At 45.3% G+C, this 21,807-nt stretch carries 24 protein-coding genes and 4 pseudogenes; 12 read left to right on the top strand and 16 right to left on the bottom strand.

What is annotated here, in order from left to right:
* Positions 1-58: 58 nt before the first annotated feature.
* Positions 59-241: pseudogene (locus tag CHA6605_RS32640) on the bottom strand (mechanosensitive ion channel family protein); the annotation flags it as partial.
* 335 nt (positions 242-576) lie between these two features.
* On the opposite strand from CHA6605_RS32640, the gene CHA6605_RS33800 reads away from it, so the two are divergent.
* Entirely contained in the window at positions 577-747 is a 171-nt protein-coding gene (locus tag CHA6605_RS33800) for a hypothetical protein (RefSeq protein ID WP_157259895.1), read from the top strand.
* A gap of 127 nt (positions 748-874) precedes the next feature.
* Here CHA6605_RS33800 and CHA6605_RS32635 read toward each other — a convergent pair whose 3' ends face one another.
* From CHA6605_RS32635 to CHA6605_RS07060, 6 genes are all read right to left on the bottom strand, one after another.
* Complete coding sequence (locus tag CHA6605_RS32635) at positions 875-1,099, bottom strand: universal stress protein (RefSeq protein WP_232432280.1); 225 nt, start codon at positions 1,097-1,099, stop codon at positions 875-877.
* A 1-nt stretch (position 1,100) separates the two neighbouring features.
* Positions 1,101-3,791: an MGH1-like glycoside hydrolase domain-containing protein gene (locus CHA6605_RS07075; RefSeq protein WP_015158806.1), complete on the bottom strand. Its 2,691-nt coding sequence runs from the start codon at positions 3,789-3,791 to the stop codon at positions 1,101-1,103.
* Positions 3,792-3,886: 95 nt separating this feature from the next.
* A complete protein-coding gene (locus CHA6605_RS07070) occupies positions 3,887-4,696 on the bottom strand; it encodes a glucose 1-dehydrogenase (protein WP_015158805.1) in 810 nt (269 codons plus the stop codon).
* A 339-nt stretch (positions 4,697-5,035) separates the two neighbouring features.
* Positions 5,036-5,185 (bottom strand): hypothetical protein, encoded by a 150-nt coding sequence (locus CHA6605_RS33795; RefSeq protein WP_157259893.1) that lies wholly within the window; start codon positions 5,183-5,185, stop codon positions 5,036-5,038.
* Positions 5,186-5,436: 251 nt separating this feature from the next.
* Positions 5,437-6,693, bottom strand: coding sequence for a sensor histidine kinase (locus CHA6605_RS07065; protein ID WP_015158804.1), 1,257 nt, complete (start codon positions 6,691-6,693; stop codon positions 5,437-5,439).
* The gene (locus tag CHA6605_RS07060; protein WP_015158803.1) at positions 6,680-7,360 is read right to left on the bottom strand and encodes a response regulator transcription factor; all 681 of its coding nucleotides are present in this window, start codon (positions 7,358-7,360) and stop codon (positions 6,680-6,682) included. Before CHA6605_RS07060 ends, CHA6605_RS07065 begins: the two co-directional genes overlap by 14 nt.
* Positions 7,361-7,501: 141 nt before the next feature.
* Between CHA6605_RS07060 and CHA6605_RS07055 the strand changes: the two genes are divergently transcribed.
* From CHA6605_RS07055 to CHA6605_RS07045, 3 genes are all read left to right on the top strand, one after another.
* The gene (locus CHA6605_RS07055; protein WP_015158802.1) at positions 7,502-7,891 is read left to right on the top strand and encodes a hypothetical protein; all 390 of its coding nucleotides are present in this window, start codon (positions 7,502-7,504) and stop codon (positions 7,889-7,891) included.
* Between the two features lie 134 nt (positions 7,892-8,025).
* A complete protein-coding gene (locus CHA6605_RS07050; RefSeq protein ID WP_015158801.1) occupies positions 8,026-8,952 on the top strand; it encodes a bacteriorhodopsin in 927 nt (308 codons plus the stop codon).
* Between the two features lie 15 nt (positions 8,953-8,967).
* Positions 8,968-9,345: a sensory rhodopsin transducer gene (locus CHA6605_RS07045; protein WP_015158800.1), complete on the top strand. Its 378-nt coding sequence runs from the start codon at positions 8,968-8,970 to the stop codon at positions 9,343-9,345.
* Between the two features lie 147 nt (positions 9,346-9,492).
* Here CHA6605_RS07045 and CHA6605_RS07040 read toward each other — a convergent pair whose 3' ends face one another.
* The 4 genes from CHA6605_RS07040 to CHA6605_RS36100 all read right to left on the bottom strand — a co-directional run bounded on the left by CHA6605_RS07040 (position 9,493) and on the right by CHA6605_RS36100 (position 11,888).
* Positions 9,493-10,263, bottom strand: a complete 771-nt coding sequence (locus CHA6605_RS07040; RefSeq protein ID WP_015158799.1) for an AI-2E family transporter — start codon at positions 10,261-10,263, stop codon at positions 9,493-9,495.
* Between the two features lie 198 nt (positions 10,264-10,461).
* A complete protein-coding gene (locus CHA6605_RS07035; RefSeq protein ID WP_015158798.1) occupies positions 10,462-10,971 on the bottom strand; it encodes an OmpA family protein in 510 nt (169 codons plus the stop codon).
* A gap of 258 nt (positions 10,972-11,229) precedes the next feature.
* Positions 11,230-11,475: a hypothetical protein gene (locus tag CHA6605_RS37145; RefSeq protein WP_315874939.1), complete on the bottom strand. Its 246-nt coding sequence runs from the start codon at positions 11,473-11,475 to the stop codon at positions 11,230-11,232.
* 281 nt (positions 11,476-11,756) lie between these two features.
* Positions 11,757-11,888: a hypothetical protein gene (locus CHA6605_RS36100; protein ID WP_269744567.1), complete on the bottom strand. Its 132-nt coding sequence runs from the start codon at positions 11,886-11,888 to the stop codon at positions 11,757-11,759.
* 40 nt (positions 11,889-11,928) lie between these two features.
* Between CHA6605_RS36100 and CHA6605_RS07025 the strand changes: the two genes are divergently transcribed.
* Positions 11,929-12,228, top strand: coding sequence for a hypothetical protein (locus CHA6605_RS07025; RefSeq protein WP_051038761.1), 300 nt, complete (start codon positions 11,929-11,931; stop codon positions 12,226-12,228).
* A gap of 123 nt (positions 12,229-12,351) precedes the next feature.
* Here CHA6605_RS07025 and CHA6605_RS07020 read toward each other — a convergent pair.
* Positions 12,352-13,614 (bottom strand): annotated as a pseudogene (locus CHA6605_RS07020) (type I restriction-modification enzyme R subunit C-terminal domain-containing protein); the annotation flags it as partial.
* Positions 13,615-14,316: 702 nt separating this feature from the next.
* On the opposite strand from CHA6605_RS07020, the pseudogene CHA6605_RS07015 reads away from it, so the two are divergent.
* A pseudogene (locus tag CHA6605_RS07015) lies at positions 14,317-15,425 on the top strand (type IA DNA topoisomerase); the annotation flags it as partial.
* A 15-nt stretch (positions 15,426-15,440) separates the two neighbouring features.
* On the opposite strand, the gene CHA6605_RS07010 reads toward CHA6605_RS07015, so the two are convergent.
* Together CHA6605_RS07010 and CHA6605_RS07005 are read right to left on the bottom strand one after the other, a co-directional pair.
* Positions 15,441-16,007, bottom strand: coding sequence for an IS630 family transposase (locus CHA6605_RS07010; RefSeq protein WP_086936182.1), 567 nt, complete (start codon positions 16,005-16,007; stop codon positions 15,441-15,443).
* A gap of 82 nt (positions 16,008-16,089) precedes the next feature.
* Positions 16,090-16,560, bottom strand: a complete 471-nt coding sequence (locus CHA6605_RS07005) for a helix-turn-helix domain-containing protein (RefSeq protein ID WP_157259892.1) — start codon at positions 16,558-16,560, stop codon at positions 16,090-16,092.
* A gap of 230 nt (positions 16,561-16,790) precedes the next feature.
* On the opposite strand from CHA6605_RS07005, the pseudogene CHA6605_RS07000 reads away from it, so the two are divergent.
* The 6 genes and pseudogenes from CHA6605_RS07000 to CHA6605_RS06980 all read left to right on the top strand — a co-directional run.
* Positions 16,791-17,858, top strand: a pseudogene (locus CHA6605_RS07000) (DNA topoisomerase); the annotation flags it as partial.
* A 113-nt stretch (positions 17,859-17,971) separates the two neighbouring features.
* Positions 17,972-18,352: a nuclear transport factor 2 family protein gene (locus CHA6605_RS06995; protein ID WP_015158796.1), complete on the top strand. Its 381-nt coding sequence runs from the start codon at positions 17,972-17,974 to the stop codon at positions 18,350-18,352.
* A 17-nt stretch (positions 18,353-18,369) separates the two neighbouring features.
* Complete coding sequence (locus CHA6605_RS06990) at positions 18,370-18,738, top strand: cupin domain-containing protein (RefSeq protein ID WP_015158795.1); 369 nt, start codon at positions 18,370-18,372, stop codon at positions 18,736-18,738.
* Between the two features lie 3 nt (positions 18,739-18,741).
* Positions 18,742-18,921, top strand: a complete 180-nt coding sequence (locus CHA6605_RS33790) for a hypothetical protein (protein ID WP_157259890.1) — start codon at positions 18,742-18,744, stop codon at positions 18,919-18,921.
* Positions 18,922-18,940: 19 nt separating this feature from the next.
* Positions 18,941-19,168 (top strand): addiction module protein, encoded by a 228-nt coding sequence (locus CHA6605_RS06985; protein ID WP_015158794.1) that lies wholly within the window; start codon positions 18,941-18,943, stop codon positions 19,166-19,168.
* Positions 19,165-19,464 carry a type II toxin-antitoxin system RelE/ParE family toxin gene (locus tag CHA6605_RS06980; protein ID WP_015158793.1) on the top strand — a complete coding sequence of 100 codons (300 nt, stop codon included), beginning with the start codon at positions 19,165-19,167 and terminating at the stop codon, positions 19,462-19,464. The genes CHA6605_RS06985 and CHA6605_RS06980 overlap by 4 nt, the downstream gene beginning before the upstream one ends.
* Positions 19,465-20,093: 629 nt before the next feature.
* On the opposite strand, the gene CHA6605_RS06970 is transcribed toward CHA6605_RS06980, so the two are convergent.
* Both CHA6605_RS06970 and CHA6605_RS33785 read right to left on the bottom strand, forming a co-directional pair.
* Positions 20,094-21,530 carry an SGNH/GDSL hydrolase family protein gene (locus CHA6605_RS06970; RefSeq protein ID WP_015158792.1) on the bottom strand — a complete coding sequence of 479 codons (1,437 nt, stop codon included), beginning with the start codon at positions 21,528-21,530 and terminating at the stop codon, positions 20,094-20,096.
* 69 nt (positions 21,531-21,599) lie between these two features.
* Complete coding sequence (locus CHA6605_RS33785; protein WP_015158791.1) at positions 21,600-21,752, bottom strand: hypothetical protein; 153 nt, start codon at positions 21,750-21,752, stop codon at positions 21,600-21,602.
* Between the last annotated feature and the right edge of the window lie 55 nt (positions 21,753-21,807).

The following is a 21,807-nucleotide window of genomic DNA, read 5'->3' as shown; positions in this document are numbered from 1 at the left end:
AGTAGGGCTGGATGAATTGTTGTTAACCGCTGGCACATGGGGTCGATCCCGATCTTGCGCCAACTGTTCGAGCGTATGACCGATCGCGCGTCAATCGTCTAACTTTTCGTTTGAGGGTTCTGGCCGTGAAAAAGAAAATGGCGAAGACAATCAGTGCCAAGACGATATTTGGCAATAAAATGATAAAGTCGTTTGCCATGCCTTGGATTTTGTTCCAAACAGTGGATATTTCTGTACTCACAACATAAATAGCTGATATATCTAGAATGAATTTATACTAAAAAAATCGAACAAATATCTACCGAAAGCTAGATTTTAATACAAACTGAATAAATTTTAAGTTGCTCGAACTCGATCGCGCTTTACTTGAGAGATTTTGGTTTATTTTTCAGTAATTTTATAGAGCATGGCATTAGCTGACTACTTGTTTTTTGTATTTTTACAGAATAAATTTTTTTCGACGATACTCCGATCTTTTGGGTAATAATTGACACAATCGATCGATCTTTCGGTAAAGACAATCTCTGGATAGATCGCACACTTGAGATAGAGATTATTGTTGAAATATCGACAGCGATGACACGGAACCTCCGCTTGCGATTTAAAGCTGAGTGCAGACTGTTGAAGCTTAAAAACGCAGATGTAACCGATCGCCGCGATCGTCGAGAGCATCGCAAAATTAATAACGCTCGTGAAACCGACATCAAAGGTCGGGCGAAATTCAATCAGTGTCGATCGTCGAAGTAGAATTCTTTTGCCTTGCTGATTTCACCGTCGAGGCTATGCAATTTGAAACCTGCGAGGGTTTTGACTTTGATTAACATATTGCAACTCCCGTAATTATGTGAGTTTTGATGGCCGAGCGCAGCTAAATCTAGCAGGGAGGAGGGAAAAACAATACTGGCGACCAGCTCAGACGCAGTAATTCTGCTGCAAAACTAGCCCCAATCCACTCCTGAAATTTCCCGATCGTGCCAGTAGAAATGGCAATCGCGCTAATCTCCTCCATTTGAGCTACCTCTAAAATCTCGGTTGTCGGAGTTCCCTGGCATAAATCTGTTGTTACTTGTAAATTTGCCGCATCTAGCTTGGCTTTGATTTCAGCATCGATCGACAGTTGAGGAGATCGATTGAAGATATTGAGTCTGAGTGATGTCCGATTCGCTACAATCGCGAATCAAAGTTGCAACTAAACCCGTCCAACCCGTTTGATGATTTGCGCCCAAACCAGCACCATTATCACCATTGAAATATTCGTAAAATAGCAATAAATTTTGACAGTGAGGGTTGGTATGAAATCGGTGATTACCCCCATGCACTGGGCGATTCCCGGCGGCATTTTGCTCGAAAATACCGATAATTCGGTGCGATAGCTCGGTTGCCACCTCTGCTAATGTCAGCCACTGTCCCGAGCCAGTCGGACATTCTACTGTGAATTCATCACCCAGATAACTGTGAAACTTCTGGAGCGATTCAATTATCAGAAAATTCATCGGCAACCAAATTGGCCCCCGCCAGTTGGAATTGCCCCCGAACATGCCTGTAGTTGATTCGGCAGGTTCATAGGCAATGGTATGTATTTGTCCCCCTTCAGCGAACGTGTAGGGCTGTTTGGCATGAATTTTCGAGAGCGATCGCACTCCATAAGGGCTGAGGAACTCGGTTTCATCCAGCAATCTTTGCAGGACGTGTTTGAGTCGCTCGATCGGATTGACGATCGCCAGCAATCGCCTCGATCGCGCTCCTGATGTTGACAGAGCCGCCAGATTGCGTTGTAGGTTGGGGCGATTGTCGATGAACCACTCAAAGCGACGCTTGAAATCAGGTAATCTGTCTAAAGTAGACGATTCTAAAATTCCGGTGGCAAATAACGGCACTAATCCGACCATCGATCGAACTTTTAGATGGTGATGTCGATCGTCAGGTAAGTGCAACACGTCGTAGAAAAACCGCTCTTCTTCATCCCACAACGGCACATTCTCCTCGCCGACATGATTCATAGCATCGGAAATGTACAGAAAATGCTCGAAAAACTTGCTGGCAATATCTTCATAAGTGGGATTGGTTTTTGTCAGTTCTAGGGCAATTTCTAACATATTCAAACAATACATCCCCATCCAACTAGTAGCGTCGGATTGCTCGAGATATCCACCCGTCGGTAGCTCGGCACTGCGGTCGAAAATACCGATATTATCTAATCCTAAAAACCCACCCTGAAAAATGTTGTTGCCGTTGTGGTCTTTTTGGTTTACCCACCAGGTAAAGTTGAGCAATAACTTCTGAAACACGCGCTCTAGAAATTGTGCATCGCTGCGTCCGTAGAGTTCCTGCTCGATCTGATAGACGCGCCAAGTCGCCCAAGCATGAACGGGCGGATTGACATCGCCAAAATGCCATTCATAGGCGGGAATCTGCCCATTCGGGTGCATATACCATTCCCGTGTCAGCCGCTGCAATTGTCGTTTGGCAAAGTCGGGATCGATCGTTGCCAGAGGAATGCAGTGAAACGCCAGATCCCAAGCTGCAAACCATGGAAATTCCCACTTATCGGGCATCGAAATGATGTCATCGTTAAACAAATGAATCCAGTCCGAATTGCGAGGATTGTGACGCTGCGGTGGCGGTTGGGTTGGATCGCCCTGGAGCCAATCTGCAACCACGTAATGGTAGTACTGTTTCGTCCACAGCAGTCCGGCAAATGCCTGTCGTTGAATATTTCGCGCATCATCTGAGATCTGATTGGGCGTGATGCGCTGATAGAATTCATCCGCTTCTTGCTGACGCAGTGCGAACACATCTGCAAATTCGGCGAAGGGTGTGGCTAAATCGGCACGATTTGTCAGACGTAACTGGATGGTTTGCGATTGGTGGGCAGCTAGCGTCAGTTCGTAATCGGCGGCGGCTTTGGTGCCGATTTGTTGGGGATTTACAGCTTCAGTCCGACCATTTATGATGTAGTCGTGAATGCCATCTTTGACATAGGGCGATGAGTTGGGAGTACCGAATAATCGATCGGAATTAGTCTCATTTTCGGTAAATAGTAGTGCTGTAGACTGGCAATAGAGATAGCGATCGCCCAGAGTAGGATGAGATGCTGTGATGACACTACTCGCTCCTTTACTATCTCCCTGCTGTAACTGCGGTTTGGGACTGTTAAGATCCCACGACCAAGTATTCCGAAACCAGAGTGTTGGCAATAAATGGAGCGTACTCTGTTCCGCACCGTGATTGATGGCGGTAATCTGAATCAGAATGTCTTCGTCCGTGGCTTTGGCATACTCGATATAAATGTCAAAATAGCGATCGTCATCAAAGATGCCCGTATCTGCTAACTCAACTTCTGGCTCGTGATAACCCCGCCGCTGGTTCTCTTGCACGAGTTGGGTGTAGGGAAAAGCGGTGTGTGGATACTTGTAGAGATACTTCATATAGGCATGACTGGGCGTGTTGTCGAGATAGAAGTAGTACTCCTTGACATCTTCGCCATGATTACCTTCGGGGCCAGTCAGCCCAAATAGCCGCTCCTTGAGAATCGGATCTTTGCCATTCCATAATGCGATCGCAAAACACAACCGTTGATGATTATCAGAAATTCCGGCAATCCCATCTTCACCCCAACGATATGCTCGCGAGCGCGCCTGGTCGTGCGGAAAATGTGCCCAAGCATTACCATCGGCACTATAATCTTCTCGAACGGTGCCCCACTGACGTTCGCTCAAATAAGGTCCCCATCTGCGCCAGTAGGCTTGGCGATTTCTGTCTGCTGTCAGTCGTTCCTCTTCTGCGGTCATGGCTATACCTCCCGATCGTGAATTTTAGCGTCGTCGAATTGTGCCATCGGGCATGATGGCATTTTCTAGATCCTCGCCCAGGTAATTTTCTGGTTTTAGGCAGACCAGGATTCGCGAAAATCAGCGTAGAGGGTGAGTCCACCATCGATATACAGTGTTTGTCCGGTAATGTAAGCGGCTTCATCTGAAGCGAGAAATGCGACGGCGGCAGCCATTTCTTCGGATGTGCCAGCCCGCCCCATCGGAATATGGCTCTCGACAACAGCTTTTTTGTCTGGGTTGTCGATCCAGTCTTGATTGATTGGTGTCACAGTCGCACCAGGCGCGATCGCATTAACTCGGATCTGTCGATCGGCATATTCTAATGCCAGCGTTTTGGTCAAGTTCCCCATCCCACCTTTGCTAATTGAATAGCTTAAATATGTAGGACGCGGAATGATTTCATGGACGCTAGAAATATTGATAATACTGCCAGATTTTTGTCGCGATAATAGATGTTTAATTGTCTCCCGCGCACACAGAAATGCACCCCGAAGATTGATATCTAAAACTCGATCGAATTCAGCGGCTGATAGCTCGTGGGAAGGAGACTCTGTTTGAATTCCGGCATTATTAATCAGGATATCTAAACTCCCAAATCGCTCGACAACCATCTCGATCGATTCGATAACGTCCTCTTCTTTAGATACATCGCCCTGAACCAGTAGCGATTTTACGCCGCAATTTTCGACTTGCCCACAAGCTGTTTGCATCGCCTGTGCTTCAGTCTCGGCAGCTTCTTCAACACTTTTACGGTAGTTGATGGCAACATTGCAACCTTCTTGAGCGAGTCGAATGGCGATCGCTTGACCGATGCCCGAACTCGCCCCTGTAATTAATGCCGTCTTTCCAGCTAATCCTTTCATCGCTATTTTTAGTAAATATTTGGTTCTCTGAATCTCAAAGCTCGTTCGCTCTAAGCGGTTTAGCTCTACCTCGATCGGCTCCTGTCTAAAACTCGATCGGTCGATTCTCTTTCACAGAGGCTCCGCCAACGAATTACAGCCAAATCCAATAACCGATCCTAGATAACTATCTTCAGTATCGATCGCAAATATGACGAGATAGTGACAAGCTAGAATTTCGATCCGAGCAGGGTGCGATCTGGTGAGGACGTATGTTGTTAAGATCGCACAGACTATGCGATCTGCCTGCGATCGCTGACATTATTAATGCTTTAAAAATCCAAAATAAATATCAATAATTCACGATCGATTGTTTGGAGATGTTGAAATAGCAAACTCTGACGGGACGATCGGCACCCCACGTTGTCGAGCATAAACGTAGATCGAAATACACGATGGGTGCGATGCTGCGGCTTTAGCCGCTAATTCGTCAATTGCTAATAAGTTCATTGCCGTTGCCTTACTAAAATCTGTTAAAGGGAAGTCCTAAGAGCATGAGAGGGTGTCTGAAAAGCGTAGATCTAAATCCCCCAACCCCATTGAAAAGGGGGCTTAAGAGTCAAATTCCCCCTGCTTGGTGCAACACATGCTCCTCCACGTTAGTGATAATTAAAAATTCAAGTCCTACCTCTATCCTCGACAGTAAATGTGACCTGAATATGACAGGATTTAGAACAAAATCAAAATTTTAATGGGGCGATTTAAACGACTGGAAATTCAATTTGAAATAGGGAACCCCGCCCGATCTGGCTGCTGGCTGTTAAATAGCCGCCGTGAGCTGCAATAATTTGGTGGGCGATCGCCAACCCCAAGCCAGTGCCACCTTTGTCGCGCGATCGCTGTGCATCGACTCGGTAAAATCGTTCAAAAATATGCGGCAGGTCTGTTGCACAAATGCCGATGCCAGTATCTTCTACGTGAATTAAAATGCGATGATATTGACTTACCAATCGCAAATACACCTTACCTCCAGGCAAGGTGTATTTGCAAGCATTGGTGAGGAGATTGGCGATCGCTTGCATTAATAAGTCGGGATTGCCGTTAATGAAAATATTCTCTTCTGGCAGTTCTGTATCGAGCGTTAAATGGTGGGCAACGCTCTGTACTGATGCAGTAGCGATTGTCTCTTTGAGTAAATTGTTGAGGTGAATCGATCGGATCGAGTTGGCATCTAATCGTCCAGCCTGTCGTGCTAAGAACAACAGCTCCGTCACTAACTGATTCATCGACTTAGCCGTTTGCGCGATTTTTTCTAAGCGAATGTGCTTGGGCTGACCTGCTTCAAGTGGACTCATCAGACCAACCTGAGCATTGCTGAGGATCGCGGCTAGCGGTGCCCTTAATTCGTGGGAGGCATCAGACGTAAATCTTTGCAGGTGAGCGTAGGTGTGTCGAATGGGTTGCATTGCCATCCCGCCCAAATACCAACCCACTAAACTAACTGCGCCCAGCGTCAAGGGCACGGAGATCGCCATGACCATCAGTAATTCTCTAAGTATGTCTCGATCGTCCGTCAAGGGAATGGCAATCTGGAGGTAGCCGATCGTGCGACTGTTGTATTCGACTGGCAGCGTTAATTGCCGCAGCCATTCGGTGCGATCGTCGATGGTTTCAAAAGCTGCGGTCGATCGAATTCGATCTGAGGGTTGTGTGCCATAAAACCGTTGGAGCTTGCCAGTGGCTGAATACCACCGAACATAGACCAAATTGTTATCGACAGGCGGCGCGTAGCTCCCCAAAATTGGTACATTGCTCAGATCGAGGTGCTCCTTACCATCGTGCCGCGCATAATCGATATTGGCCGCCATGAGGCTAGCTTTCCGGTAGAGCTGCCGATCGCTTTGTTGGAGCCGCTCGACTGCTTGCTGGTAATAAATGACGCTGGCAAAAATGAGCACGATGCTCCCCATCGACAGCGTAAACCAGTAGGCCAGATTGCGGCGGCTACGATCGAACATCTGGATTCAAGCTATATCCCATGCCATAGATAGTTTCTAGCCAATCGATAGCTCCGACTGCCTCCAATCGCTGCCGCAGCCGCCGGACTAGAGTAGTAATTGCATTACTCTCTGGTTCGTTGCCCCACACCCACAAGGCTTGCTCGATTTGGTCGCGGGAAAGCACTTGGCGCGGATGGCGCATCAAATACTCTAGAAATTGAAATTCGCGGGTTGATAATTGGAGGCAGCGATCGCCTTTTTCTACTGTCAGCATCGATAGATGCAACGTGAGATCTTTAACATGCAGCGTATCCCCTTGCCAGAGTGGCGATCGCCGTCCTAGTGCCCGCACCCGTGCCAGCAATTCAAATACATCGGTCGGTTTGACGAGGTAGTCATCGGCTCCCGCATCTAAACCACTTATCTTGTCACAAGTTGCGTCTTTTGCCGTCAACATCAATACCGGAGCCGTTTTCCCTAACTGACGGTACTGTTGGCACAAGCTTAACCCGCTGACTTGGGGTAACAACCAATCCAGGATCAATAAGTCATAATCTCGCTGCGATATAATCCACTGAGCAGTCGCCCCATCTTCGATCCCATCGACAATATGCCCTGCCTCACAGAGGGCCGCTTGCAATGGCTCTAGTTGATTGGCATCATCTTCGACCAGCAGTATTCGCATGGGCTACAGTCCTGAACGTGACTGTATTGTAGAAAAGTAATTCACATAATGCCTCTGTCTGAAGTTAGATTTAACGCCATCCGCGCTTAGGCTACGATCCTACTATCGACTCTGGATCGACTGTGCCCATCGAAAGTTAATATGGATACCTCTCGCTTGCTCCAACTGCTCCATCGCGTTGGTGGGGAATTTTGGCTGCCCTTGCCTTTAATTGCTGGATTTATTTGGTTTACAGGTAACTGGATGACACCACAAGTGCTCAGTCGTTCTTATGATTCTGTCAACAAACTTCAGGCAGGTACCCAGTTAAAAACCAAACTGTCACTGACAATCCTGACCATGAATGCCGAAATCGATCGCCGTCGCGGTATAACTACTGTAATCATCAAAACTACCGAGCCAACTTTAAAAAGGCTCGAATACGAGTTTCTCTTCACCCAAGCTAGTCGGGTTGAAGCAGCAATCGCGCAGGAATTAGTATTACCGATCGCACATGTCCGCAAATCGATCGGCTACCGCATTAAGAATTGAGCGGTTGAACCGCTCTGAGTGACACATAAAATTCCGGTAGTCGAGCGTTATCGATCGAACTCCAGTTACTTGTCATGTTGGTGTCACATTTAACCCTGAAGGTTAGAAATGAAACCTACACTAGGAAAACTGCGATGAACTTACAGACAACTTTGCATTGGTTGTATGTCGCGGGAATGACGATCGGGGCGTTACATTTTTGGTCTTTGAGCCGCAACCCCAAAGGCGTTCCTCAGTCTGAATATTTAGTGGCAATTTTTATTCCGATTTGGTCGGGACTGGCATATATGTCAATGGCTTTGGGTCAGGGCAAAGTCGAAGTTGCCGGACGCATCGTTCACTATGCCCGCTATATCGATTGGATGGTGACTACGCCACTGTTATTACTGACACTTGCTTGGACGGCGATGCAGTTCATTAAGAAAGATTGGACTCTAATTGGCTTTTTGATGAGTACACAGATAGTCGTCATTACGACTGGATTAATTGCCGATCTTTCATCCCAAAATTGGGTGAGATATCTCTGGTACATTTGCGGCACGGCAGCTTTCCTGGTGGTGCTGTGGGGGATTTGGGTACCGTTACGGGCCAAGGCAAGGGGTCAAGGAAGCGAACTAGCGACACTTTATCAGAAGTTGACGACTTACTTTACCGTACTGTGGATTGGCTACCCAGTTGTCTGGATGATTGGCCCCTCTGGGGTGGGATTAGTGAACCAAGATATCGACACTCTGTTGTTTTGTATCTTGCCTTTTTTCTCCAAGGTTGGCTTTAGCTTTCTCGACTTACATGGTTTGAGAGGTTTGCAAAATCGTCAGTCAGAAACGGGTTTCGTTGGCGAAGCCTCTCGGAACGAGAATCGCGCTGCCGTTGGCGTAGCCTCTCCCTTGGAGAATCGGGTTTTACACTTTTTGGGAGTCGTTAATGGCTTGTTACCAGCATCTGGAGCCAGTCGCAGCCAAACTCGTCGCCGATCGCCAGAGTGGCAACTCGTGCGATCGAGATCGAACTACCGATCGAGAATATATCTCTACATTAAAGAGTCCACCGACAACGATTAATACTCAAAAAATACTATGAATGAACCGATTGGAAAAATCTGCTGGGCGATCGCCGAAGGCTATATTCCCGCCTATAGTAATGGGCCAGAACCACAGTTTACAAGCCATGAAACAGTCTGCATCCTCAATGCTAACGATCGAGATGCTCGGATTGAAATGACAATTTTTTATACAGATCGAGATCCTGTCGGCCCTTACCGTTTGCTGGTTCCAGCGCGACGCACCAGTCACATTCGCTTCAACGATTTACAAGATCCAGAACCCATTCCGCTGGACACTGATTTTGCTAGTGTAATTCATTCGGATGTGCCGATTGTCGTGCAACATACTCGGTTGGATTCTCGCCAGTCTGAAAATGCCTTGTTAAGTACGATTGCCTACGCCAGTCATTAAATCTGTAATTGGCGAGTCGGGCGGTGTCGCGACCGCTCGTTGGCGTTCGCGAAGCGTCTCGAAGAGAAGCCTCTCTGAAAGAGAATCGATTGGAATTGTATTTGGCAATCGAGCTAACAAACTAGAGCGAGGAGATCGTTAACAATGCTAATCTTGGTCTTGTTGCATTTCTCTAACTCCGCATAATTCGATCGCGATGCCAGCCAGCGGGATCGATAAAAACACGCCAACTAATCCTGCTACCTTCGCACCTACGAGCAATGCAAAAAACATAATTACCGGATTGAGATCGATCGATCCTTGCATAATTTTAGGCATGAGCAGGTTTTCTTGAACTTGCTGAAGCAGAATGCAACTTACCAAAGTAATTAGTGCTAGAGCAATTCCTTGCTGTAAAATAATCAGCGACACTAAGCTGACTCCCAGCGTTGCTCCAATCCCTGGAATCAAATCGAATACACTGACGATTGCTGCCAATCCTAATGGAGAATTAACTCCTAAGAATAGGAACACAATATAAATAGAAATACCAAAGAAAACACTCAGAATTAATCTCCCCCAAAAAAAGCCCAGAAAGTTTTTTCGTACTACCTCTGTAACGCGATCGCGCATTCCGATCGGGAAAATTCGCAAAAGTAAATTCCACAATCTTTTACCATCAAGTAGCATAAATAAAGCAACAACTGCAATAATAACTAAGTCAAGCAAATTTCCGAAGATGTTTTGTAACATTGCCAACCCAAACCCTACGGTAGAAGGTACTTGAGTCCTAAGTTGAGTTTCAAGTTCGCTCAGGTCGATGCTAAAGTAAGCTACGATTTGAACGATCGCCCACCCAAGTATAAATAACAATACATAGCGAATTAGCTTGGTATTGTTGAAATTATCCCAGATTGACTGATGTTTGGGTTGGCTCATGTGTAATTGTTTCTCGCTCTAGCTCGAATCTCACCCGATCGACTTTCAGCCTTGTTGCCTTTGATATTGCTGTCGATATCGATTCTAAATTTTTAGTTCTTGCTGGGATCGTACACAAGATCGCACCTGCTGACTCTCTATCCTTGAGGAGATCCGCTCGTCTCCTCAATGGTAGAGAGTACATCCGATTTTGAATCGTTATTTTATATTTGGTTTACCAGCATCGATCGGGTCGGTTGTCAAGGCATTTTGACGCGATTCGATCGTTGTCTTCAATCGAATGGTAGGAGTGGTTGCTAGATCGGTGTTAACAAGATAGCGACGCTCCTGCTGAGAACCGGAGCCAACGGGTTGAATTTGCCATTGAGTTTGTAGATAGTTCTGGATCGCTAGCGAGCGATCCTGGGCGAGTGTGCTAATTTCTGATGGCGTTTGCCCAGCTTGTAGCTCGATTTGCAATGTCGGATTTTGCTTCATGACCAGACCGATGCGACCGCCTTGGTGGCGCGCTTCGCGTTCGAGTAATTTAGTTTGACTGGGCGGGATTTGCGCTCGATCTAACTCAAAGGTGACTGTTTCCGAAATGGGAGCGAGTCGATTGAATGTCACCTCTGCTGTCGGATAATCTAATTGCCTGCGGATATCCTCGAGCAGTACCGCTTGTCCATCACGATCGATATCTCGCTCGCTCAAGTAACTAATCTGCATTTTTAATGGTGCCACGGGGCTAGTACTAGCCTCATAGCTAACCAATCGAGCGGGGGGCGGTAGTATTAAGGATTCGATCGCTAGCTTTCTGTGGCGTTACTGCGGAGTCGATTCTGTTGCTGCTTATAACTAATCTCACTCCGAAGCTGACTATAAGATCGATTGAGCGGCACCGAAATTACCAAAATAGTCGTCACAATTAGTAGTAGACGACTCGGTAAACCACCAATGCGCTTCAGCCGCCCAGATACAGGCAGTTTATCTACTAATGACTGTACCCAAATGCTCTCGCGATCCGCATCCCGCCACGTTCGCACTCGATCTCGCACGGGACCTGCATCGATATTTAGGGCTAAAAACACGAGCATCGCCATAAAGGTAATCGCAACCAAGTTGGTAAAAAACAGCAGTCCGCCGCCCCGCGCTACGGTTAAAAATAGCTCGGATAGCCAAGATCGCATCTCCAGTGGCTAGAGCTAACCCGCTTGCCAAAATACTGCCCATCAACGGCGAAATCAGCATCGCGCCAATAATCACAGCAGGGCTATTCAACACTAACCCCAGAGTGGCAATTCCAGCAGCAAGTAACACCTGAATCCAATAGCTGGCATCGGTTAGGGTTAAGGATTGAGCCAGATCTAAGTAGACCCGTTCTTTGCGAATATTGTCTACCCCCAAATTTTTGGCAAACCAGTAAGTTAAGCGAGCAGTTGCTGATAGAATCATCGAATTTTGGCTCGTGCCCATTCACGAATAATTAGTAATTCTTAATGAAGTCGATCGAATTAATCGATCGTCGGTGCTGCCGCTGGTGGTTCGTCAGATTTACCAAAAGCGAGCTGCCAACAAGGTGTTGCCATCAAAGTGGTAATAATCACCATGATAATAATTGCAGCTTCTGGTAGTGCAATTTTCACATTCCTGAAGACATTGAAGGCAGACTTCGCTTGATAGGCGATGACTACTTTATTTTTGACCGCGACTGGTGTTCGAGTTGTTGTGACTGGTCAGCGTCGTCTTGTTGACCCACATTGGTTTCGTGGTTCTAGTTACTTGAAAATTGGCTGGAGCTGGGTTAAACGAGCGATGATTAATGGCTGGGATTTATTTTCTGATATCTCTTTTACTACTAATATTGACCCCGACCCTGTCAAAGCTTCTCATTCACAATATCAACACAAAATGTACCGCATTGAGTTTACCGCCCACACTCATATCTGGACTCAAACAACTTTTGTCCGTCAATCAGGTAGCTAATACTTTGCCATCGAATAGTTCGGATTTGATTTAGTACTAAAATAGCACTAATAATTTTCAATTCTCGAAATTGAGCTTCGATCGCATCTAAGTTATTGAGTGTTATCGTCTCGGATTCCCAGGTTAAGCTACTCGATCGCGAGCATATAAATATTGCTGGAATCCAACAAATACATCGCCGATCGTGCCAACGCTACCGAGTTCGGCAACGGCATCGCGTAGATCGTGATACTTTAACTCCAACAGTTGCGGGAGCTTGGAGCGATCGAGTTCCCCCACTCCAGACTTCACGTATTGCTTCAGTACGAAGTCTAAGAATTCTTGCTGTTTGCTTACATACCGCGAGAAGATTAACGACTTATGAGCGATAACTCGATCGCTCCGAGTGATGGGTACAGCAGCATAGGCAATATAAGCTAACACATCGTATAGATCGCTACTCTCAGCATCAATCAGGCGGCTGATTTCAGTTAATTGCTCCTCACTATAGCCTTTCTCCGATAGTCTTTCTAGTAAGGCTTTACGGGTGTCTGGACGGCTCCAGATTTGGCGGAGTTCATCTTCATCTTTAAACAGTTGAGGAATCTCACCAAATAGACGTTCGACGAATTCAGCGGCGGTCATCGGTTTGCCATCAGGACTCCAGAAGCTAGTAGCGATCCGATGTTCGATCGATCGTTCTTTACCATCAGCGAGTTTGATTTTGATTTTCTGAGGGCGAAGCGGTTCGATTTCGAGTTCGGCTTCATCATTGTTATCGCTAGAAATAGCTCCAGGTTCGCGTTCGGCGCGAGTTTTGACTACTACTGGCTCTTGGGGTTCGCCATCCCATTCGGGGTCGTTGAAATGTTCGTAGGCTTTAACAAAATCATAGATGGTGAAGTAGTCTTTACCATCGAATAGGCGGGTACCGCGACCGATAATTTGTTTGAATTCAATCATCGATCCAATCGGGCGCATCAGGACGATATTATGGACATTTCTAGCATCTACTCCGGTCGAGAGTTTTTGGGAGGTGGTGAGGATGGTGGGGATATTTTTCTCGTTATCTTGAAAGGTGCTGAGAAATTGTTCGCCGAGTTTACCGTCGTTGATATATTCATCCAGACTCGTTTCGATCTGCTTAACTTTAAGGGGGGTCAGGTAGCCGTCATTGATGCCGTCTTTGAGAGCATAGGCATAAACAGGATCGCCAAAATAGGCATAGGTATCGGCGTTATTGGTACGTTTGGGGGTGGCAGTGAGTCCGAGTTGGACGGCTGGGGAGAAGTAGTCTAAGATTCCCCGCCAGTTGCTTTCGTCGCTGGCTCCACCATGATGACATTCGTCGATAGTGATGAAGTCGAAAAAGTCGGCGGGATAGTCATTGAATTTGGGAGTGGGATTTTTGCCCTGCTTGCGGGGTTTGTATCGAAGGAGTGAGGTATCGAAATTTCCGTAGGCAATGTCTTTCTCAATTTGTGCCATAACCAGCTTGGCTGCTGCTTCCCCAACAGAGTTATTATGTTTGGGCAAACTGAAGCTGTAGTGCTTGGCATCGTGTGTAAACCGGATCGGTAAGCTCTTTCCGCGCTTTTCGACGTGCATAAAACAGTGGGTGAAATGGTGGGCGATAGACCAGCCAAACCAGCCAAAACAGCACATTATTTACTGTGAATAGAGACAAGAATTCGGCTGTTAGGGCATGATTTGATTCCTAAAAGCCTTACCAGCAGTATATTACCAACCAATGGACGTACGCCGACTCGAACGGCGGACCTCATCGATGTCAACGAAGAGAGAATAGATTCACAAGCCTTGTCATGCAAGGCTTACAGCCATTGAAAATAACTACATGGGCTATTTTATGGGCTTGTCTTACTTTTAGCCTGTTATAACTGGTTTGTCAACTCTATTAAGCGATCGCTATTCGATCGGATCGATCGGGAGTAAAAGGGATTTAGTGGAGTTGACGTTGGTGGGGGTGACGATAAAAGTATGGAACGATCGCTACCGATATACTAGTTATTAGCAGTAATTAGATCGGTTTGGCTCGAACGATCGAGTGAAGATCGATCGTTTAGTTAAATCCTCAGTTCACCTAAATTTATGCGAAATCTGTTGATTGTTGAATCTGCTGGCAAAATCAAAAAGCTTAGGAGTATCCTCGGCTCCGACTGGGATGTAAAGGCATCGACCTGCCAAGGCAGCGCTTCGCTATCGGGCATATTCGCCAACTCGCCAACGATGGGGATGGTGCGTTAGGCTTCCATTTGGGTGTAGACACGATCGATTGTCGCTATATCCCTCGCGACGATCGCGCCAAACAAACGATCGCTGGACTCATTGCCGCAGCCAAACAAGCAGATCGAGTATTCATCGCCTCCGATCCCGATCGGGAAGGCGAAGTCATCGGCTGGCATATCGCTCAAGTATTGAAACTCAAACAGCCCCAGCGGGTTGTCTATCAAGAGATTACCGAGTCCGCAGTTAGGAAAGCAATTGCTAGTCCTCGATCGCTCGACATGGCTCTAGTAGAGGCAGGTAGGTGTCGCGATTGTTTGGATAAATTGGTCGGCTACAAAGGATCGCCGCTGATCTGGCGATTAAATAACGGTGCGAAAAGCGTCGGACGGGTGCAATCAGCAACTCTCCACTTAGTCTGTCAGCGAGAGCGAGAAATTCAGACCTTCATACCTCAAGATTATTGGTCGGTATTTGTAGACTATGCCGAAGGTTTCCGTGCCTTCTACAACGGCACTACCCAATCTATTTCACCAGCCCCAGACGAAGAAACTAGTGACGATGCTGGCGCGACAGAAAAAGTTGCCGAATCGACGCGGGTACTGAGTCAAGCTGAAGCCGACAGGTTGGTAGAAATCGGCAAAGCGCACCCCCATCAAGTTAAATCGATCGAAGGTAAACTCGCTCCCAAAAAACCACCCGCTCCCTTTATCACCTCGTCGCTCCAACAATCCGCTGGAGCGCGATTGAAGTTCAGTCCCGAACATACGATGTCCGTCGCCCAGAAGCTCTATGAAGCAGGGTTAATCACCTATATGCGGACTGATTCAGTCGAACTCAGTCAGGATTTTTGTAAAGCCGCACGGGAATGGTTGTTGTCTCATGATAAGGACAATGTGCCTAATAAGGTGGCAAAACAGCGCAGTTCTAAAGATGCTCAGGAAGCCCATGAAGCGGTCAGACCGACAGATATAACTAATACCAATTCTTTAAATACCGACTACAGATAATGCCTCCAGTATTGATGCTCGTCCGACGATTGAACCAATCACTGGTGATGTCATCTGCTCCAATCGCTCGGTAATTAACAGCCTCAATTCATCTAGACAAGATGGTAGCTGCCATCTCAAGCCTCTTTTCAAATATGACCACACCTGTTCAATTGGATTAGATTCGGGACAATGAGGCGGTTGAAACATGAGAATAATATTGGCAGGGATTTTGAGTTTTTTAGCTTTGTGAAAACCACCATTATCTAGCTGAATAATCAAAATACTATCCGCAAATTCCTGAGCTACTAACTCTAGAAATATCTGAAAGCATTTGCTATTGAGATGAGTAAACTCATAAAAGAAGTGTTCTCCAGTTTTTGGTTCGACCACACCATATATGTAAGTGGCTTTAAACTGCCACTGCACCTTTCCATAAGGTTTTACACCCTGAGCAGTAATTTTTCTACCGCTGATTGTTTTTAATCCAATTCGGGTTTCATCTTCACAAAAGAATCTAATCTTACCGCCTAGCCCCATCATCTCAATGGCGACCAAACTCAGCATGGCTAGGTTACCTACGAAGTTTTTTTAAAAGTCTCTAATCTTGATTCTGATTGCTCTAGACTTTTTGGTCTGTCTTGACTCGCTAAACCGTCGGGACACCCGACGAGCGCGAGTCGCGAGCTATTTTAGGTGATGCGCCCAGACGATAATAAACCAGTTGATGTACTGTTTTATATTTCGCCTCTATTCCTAATTTAGTTGTCAACCACTCACAAATCTCCCCATAGCTATTAAATCCTTCACTCGATTCTAATCTCTTAATGAGAGATTTTTCTGCCCATTTAGGAATTGTTCTTGGTCGGCCACTACTAGCTTTTTTGGCTAATAAATTTTCTAGCCCTCCTTGACGGTATTTCGTCAGCCAATCTTGTACTGTCACTCGATTTCTGCCAATGATGCTTGCTGCTTCTTTGATGGTTTTTACTTGTTTGCTCGACAGCAAGTACAAAACTTGAATTCTTTCTTTGTTCGCGCCACTTTTCTCGATCGCTAACATTTTTTTAAGCTCTTGTTCGGTTTCGGCAATCTCGATTTTATATATTCCGGCCATCATCTCGCCCTCGCTCGGTATGGGTGTTGCTATCTTCTCACATCTGTAGTCATTTTTTTTAGAATTGGTATAAGATATTTAGTCCGCGAAGCGATTATGTTAATTGTCAAGAGGCAATTTATACCAATTCTCTAAATTACGGCTACAGATCTTTACCCCTCCCAATCTCCCCTTATAAAGGGGATGAGCAAATTTTAGAATTTATCTGTAGTCTAACTTTTTAGATTTGGTATAAAGCCTCAAGCGAACTCAAACAGCAGCTTTCAGAGGATGAATTTGCGCTGTATCTGATGATTTGGATGAGATCGATCGCATCCCAGTGTAAGCCTGCCCAAATTCGCAAAACCACGATCGTTACCCAATCTGGTGAAATCCAGTGGCAAGCCAGAGGACAAATGCTCGAATTTGCGGGATATGCCAAATATTGGAAAGATATTAGCGGTGATGCCGTATTGCCTAGCTTGCAACCCAAACAATCACTTACCGCAGATAATATCAGTTACGAGCAGAAACAAACCCAACCACCGCCGCGCTACTCCGAACCAAAACTCGTTCAACTGATGGAACGGCGAGGCATCGGTCGTCCTTCGACTTATGCGCCGACAATTGCCACCCTCAAACAACGTAATTATGTGGAGTTAGTCAAGAGCAAAGTGCAACCGACGACTGTGGGTTTACAAGTGGATGATTTTCTGATGCAAGCTTTGCCAGAATTGATTCAATCGGAATTCACCGCTGGGATGGAAACTCAACTGGATGCGATCTCCAAGGGTCAGCAGGAATGGCAAAGTTATCTAATTGAGTGGAACCGGAGCTATTTTGCGCCAGCATTAAGTAAAGCTACTAAGAATTTACCGGAGCAAGATTATGGCTCGTTCCAGGGTAAAGAGCTGGAGAAATCGCGCTCTAAATGTCCGAGTTGCAGCAAGCCAATGTCCAAAGTACCAACCAAGAAGGTGAAGAAGGGTTATTTTCTCAAGTGTGAGGATGGTTGCAAAGATACTGAGGGTAAGGGATTAGTAATGTTTTGGTCGGAGCGAGCGAATGAATGGCAGATTCCGCAACCTAAAACCGAGCAGTCATCGCCAGCAAAGCTAACCGAACATCCTTGTCCGGTTTGTCAGAAGCCGCTGGAAGAATATAGTTACACGAAGGATGGAAAAGAAAAGTCAATGCTGCGGTGTTCGGATGCGGAAGCTAGAACCAAGCCCAAACACAAGGATGTTGCCTATTTTCAGGGTAATGAGGGGCAGTGGTGGAGTCCAAAATTGGGTAATCTCGGTGCGGATGCGGCTAAATAAAGCCAGGTAAAAGCACGATAGTTCGATCGCAATTATTAAGATCGAGCATATAACCAAAAGTAAAATGCTACCTCTTCAACAAAACACCATTTCGGAACCAATGGGAGCAAATTATGATAGTTAGTCAAGCTCAAATCATCGAATTAGAAGAGCGACTCAGACAGGCAATGCTGCATTCTGATGTTGTTGAACTAGATGATTTAATCGCTCCCGAACTGCTATTTACAAATCATCTCGGACAAATTCTTAGTAAGCAGGAAGATCTTGATGCTCACCGTTCTGGGAAATTTAAGTTTACCGAAATTACACCATCAGAGCGACAGATTCAACTCAATGGTGGGTTTGCAGTTGTTTCTGTTTTGATGCACATATTAGGCAGTTATGAAGGTACCCCAGTCGAACAAAATATTCGATTTACCCGTGTTTGGGCAATTTCTACTAGTGGCTCGATTCAAATTATCGCAGGTCACACTAGTGAAATTCTGCCACGCTGATATTAAAATGAGGTGATATGCCAAAATCGACGATCGAGTACTGGAACCCATTACATCGAGCAAATAAAAGCCTGCGGAAATCGATCGCGGGGCTTGAAGAAATGGTAGAAGAACTGACTCTCAGCATAGATGTTGAAACTGGTGAATACACCCGCTTAACTCGGTTTTATCCTGGTGCGGATACGACTAGTTTCGGTGTAAAAAGTCACGACTATCCTGAAGAAATTTTAATTGTCAGCGGTCGTCTTTACGATCTAGCTTTCGATATGTGGCTAGAGACTGGACATTATGCCAGTAGACCACCTGGAGAGATTCACGGGCCATTCAAAACCGATCTTGGTTGTGTCGTGTTGGAGATATCTTTTCCAGATCGAGTCCAGGAATAGCGAGTGAAAGTTCAGATCGAGCCTTTATTGAGAGGCAATCTTCCAGACATGGTTAAGTTTGGTCGATCGATCGAATGTGTAGGCGTGAATATCGATGTGGTGCCCAGCGATCGAGTGGTAAAAACTATTTCATACATAGCATCTAAAATTTGTCACAATGCTATAATTCTGACATGGATATAATTTGGATAGCTAAATTAGCATGAGTAATCATCCTCTTCTCAAAGTTGAAATTTCTCAACTGAGTATTGCCGAGCGGATTCAACTTGCAGAAGATCTATGGGATAGTATTCTAGATAGACAAGATGAAATCGAATTAGATCGAGCGCAACAGCAAGAACTCGATCGAAGATTGGAACAACATCGGCAAGATCCAAACGCTGGCTCTAGTTGGGAAACTGTCAAGCAGCGATTAGGCACTTCCAAATGAATTACAGGCTGATTATCCGTCCAGAAGCAGAGTTAGATTTGGAAGATGCTTTTACATGGTATGAGTCACAAGAGACTGGTTTAGGTTCTGAATTTGTACGAGCAATTGATAATTGTATATCCACAATCGGGCGCAATCCTCTTGCCTATCGGCTCATTTATCAACAAGCTCGACGAGTCTTAGTCAGGCGTTTCCCTTATTGTCTTTTTTATATTGTTGAAGAAGATACTGTATTTGTGATTGCTTGTTTTCACAGCAAACGAAATCCCAAAGATTGGCAAGATCGACTATCGTAATTGTCTAATGATAGGGATTACAAGTATTTTGACCTTATCACGCCTTCCGATCGAGGCACCAAAAAATCTAGATCTTCTTTCTTCTACCGATCGAATTAAAGTTGCGATCGAGCCTTTATTGAGGGGCGATCTTCCAGACATGGTTAGACGAGATATGATTAAGTTTGGTCGATCGATCGAATGTGTATGTATGAATATCGATGTGATATCGATTGAACGATCGCAATCACCGGACGCAAGCAACTTCTGCTGATAATGAGTATGCTTCAAAGTTCCGGTGCATTGCGCTTGTTAAAGAAGTGGTTAGAGGAACAAGGATTGCTATCGATTCGCCAGCTCTGGATGAAAGCCCAGGGTTACGTTTCGTAGATGGTCAAGGCTGTTTGCAAAGTCTTCTTGAACCGCCCATTGCGGACCCGCATGATGGGTGGTGTGGGAGGGGAGGGCTAAACTCCCTCTTCTACCCGATTATACTCCGATCTCCTCTCGCTATTGTCCCCTATACGATCGCCTATAACTTCTACAGACTCAAAAATAAAGTCAACAATTTTAGCTTGCCTAATCTCGGCTAAGAACAGGTATCATTAAGGGACTTTTCCCTGTTGGCACAATATACTCATACGAGTTTATCAACCAAGAACCTTGAAAATAACATCCCAAAGAATGGAATTCCTTTCAGCCCCATTAATGATGTCATCCCATAATGCTGGTGGGGACTGAAGAAGAGAATCTTGAGCAATGATCTGCCTCCAGTCAAGATGTAAAGGATTAGCATCTTTAACTCCTACATCTTGCATCTTTCTTAAGAAAGCTTCAGCCGCAATACCATAACCAATGGTTGAAGGGTGCACACTATCTAAACTAAAAAGCCCACCACTTTTTCGGGTGCTATTTTGAGTTTTTAATAATAGGGCATTGGGAACAGGATCTAAGCTGAGAAGAGGATGGTCGCTCAAACCTAAAGACTGATAATATGCTCTGAGTGGTTCATCTGGAGAATTAGTCAAGTGGTTGCGTTTGACTGCGAGGCTATTTAAGATTCCACCCAGATCGACGAGATGGAAATTATCGCCTGCTGAAGAAACTTCACTACGAATGATTTGATTGAATTCATCAACAGTTGCATCAATTTTTTCAATCTCTGCGCCCGTCAATTTACTATTAAAAAAAGGATTGAAATTGTGCTCGTTTGCAAAGAATCTTCCGTAGTAATCGAAGTATTTGCTATCTGCTGGCAGTTTGCCAATTCCTTGAGTAATTGGTGGAATGGTAACATAAGGTATCGTGCCTACAAACACACGAGTATCAGCAGAGATCGCCGCCTTAACGCTGGCAATGAGAGTGGCGTAGTCTTTTTTAAAAATGTCAGGGTGAGTTAAGTTAAACTTACCTCTTTCTTCAGGAACTTCACTAGAAAAAGTAGATGGCATTTCCTTGAGACTCAAACTCCCAACTGTTCCAAGACAATCATTTGCACCTAGCCAAATAATTAAATTTTCTACTCCCTCTTTATCATTGATTGCCTGAAGATTATCAATCTGAGTCCAAGTTCCTTTATCTTTCTCTTTAGCAGGATTCAATACAATCCGAGCAGTTCGGTACATTGGAGCATTGGGCAGACCAAGAAAATCATCTTCAATCCAGCCTTCACTTTTCTTAATTACCTGATCGCAATATTCTGAATTGATCCTGAAAGTGTCTAATACTCGAAAACCCCATACGGCAAGATTATGGAATTGACCTCTAAAAGTTGAAGGCTTGCGTCCTCTCCCTCTTTCATATAAATCTTCTACATCATCAATGAATCGCTCTAAGAGAATAGGAAAACGCAAAATCCACTCATCTATCGATATTTCATCTCCCAGTTCGGTTGCCATAAATCTAAGGAGTTCTTCTATATTTATGGGTAATCCGCTACCAAAAAAGCTAGGAATACGAAAATCAGTAGGGACTGACAAACCAAGAGCGCGAGCAATCATACTGGGGTATGACCACTCTGTTTTCAAAATCGCACCACTCTGAAATCCTTGAGTAAGGCTATCGCCGATTGCCACAAGCTTTGCCATTTTTTCTTTCCTTATAATTTTTTATAGATTTAATGGTGATATCAGTCATTTTTAGTCTTGCCCGAAGAATTATGTTCCCCCGAAGCTGATAATCACCCGCACTTTGAGACATGGATCTGAAAGCAAAGCAGCAGCAATATTTCTAGCAACTGCCTCTATGTTTTCAAATTTCTTCGTTTCACCAATCCCATGTACGAGTAAAATGCCAACTCTAGTGGTCATAATTTATCCTCCTGTGTAACAGATCATCCTCAATGTGCAAGATTAATCTTTGCCT

It is taken from the genome of Chamaesiphon minutus PCC 6605, assembly GCF_000317145.1.
Classification (GTDB): Bacteria; Cyanobacteriota; Cyanobacteriia; order Cyanobacteriales; family Chamaesiphonaceae; genus Chamaesiphon; species Chamaesiphon minutus.
The sequence above is the reverse complement of the archived record's forward strand: the minus strand, read 5'-3'. Positions and strand labels throughout refer to the sequence as shown.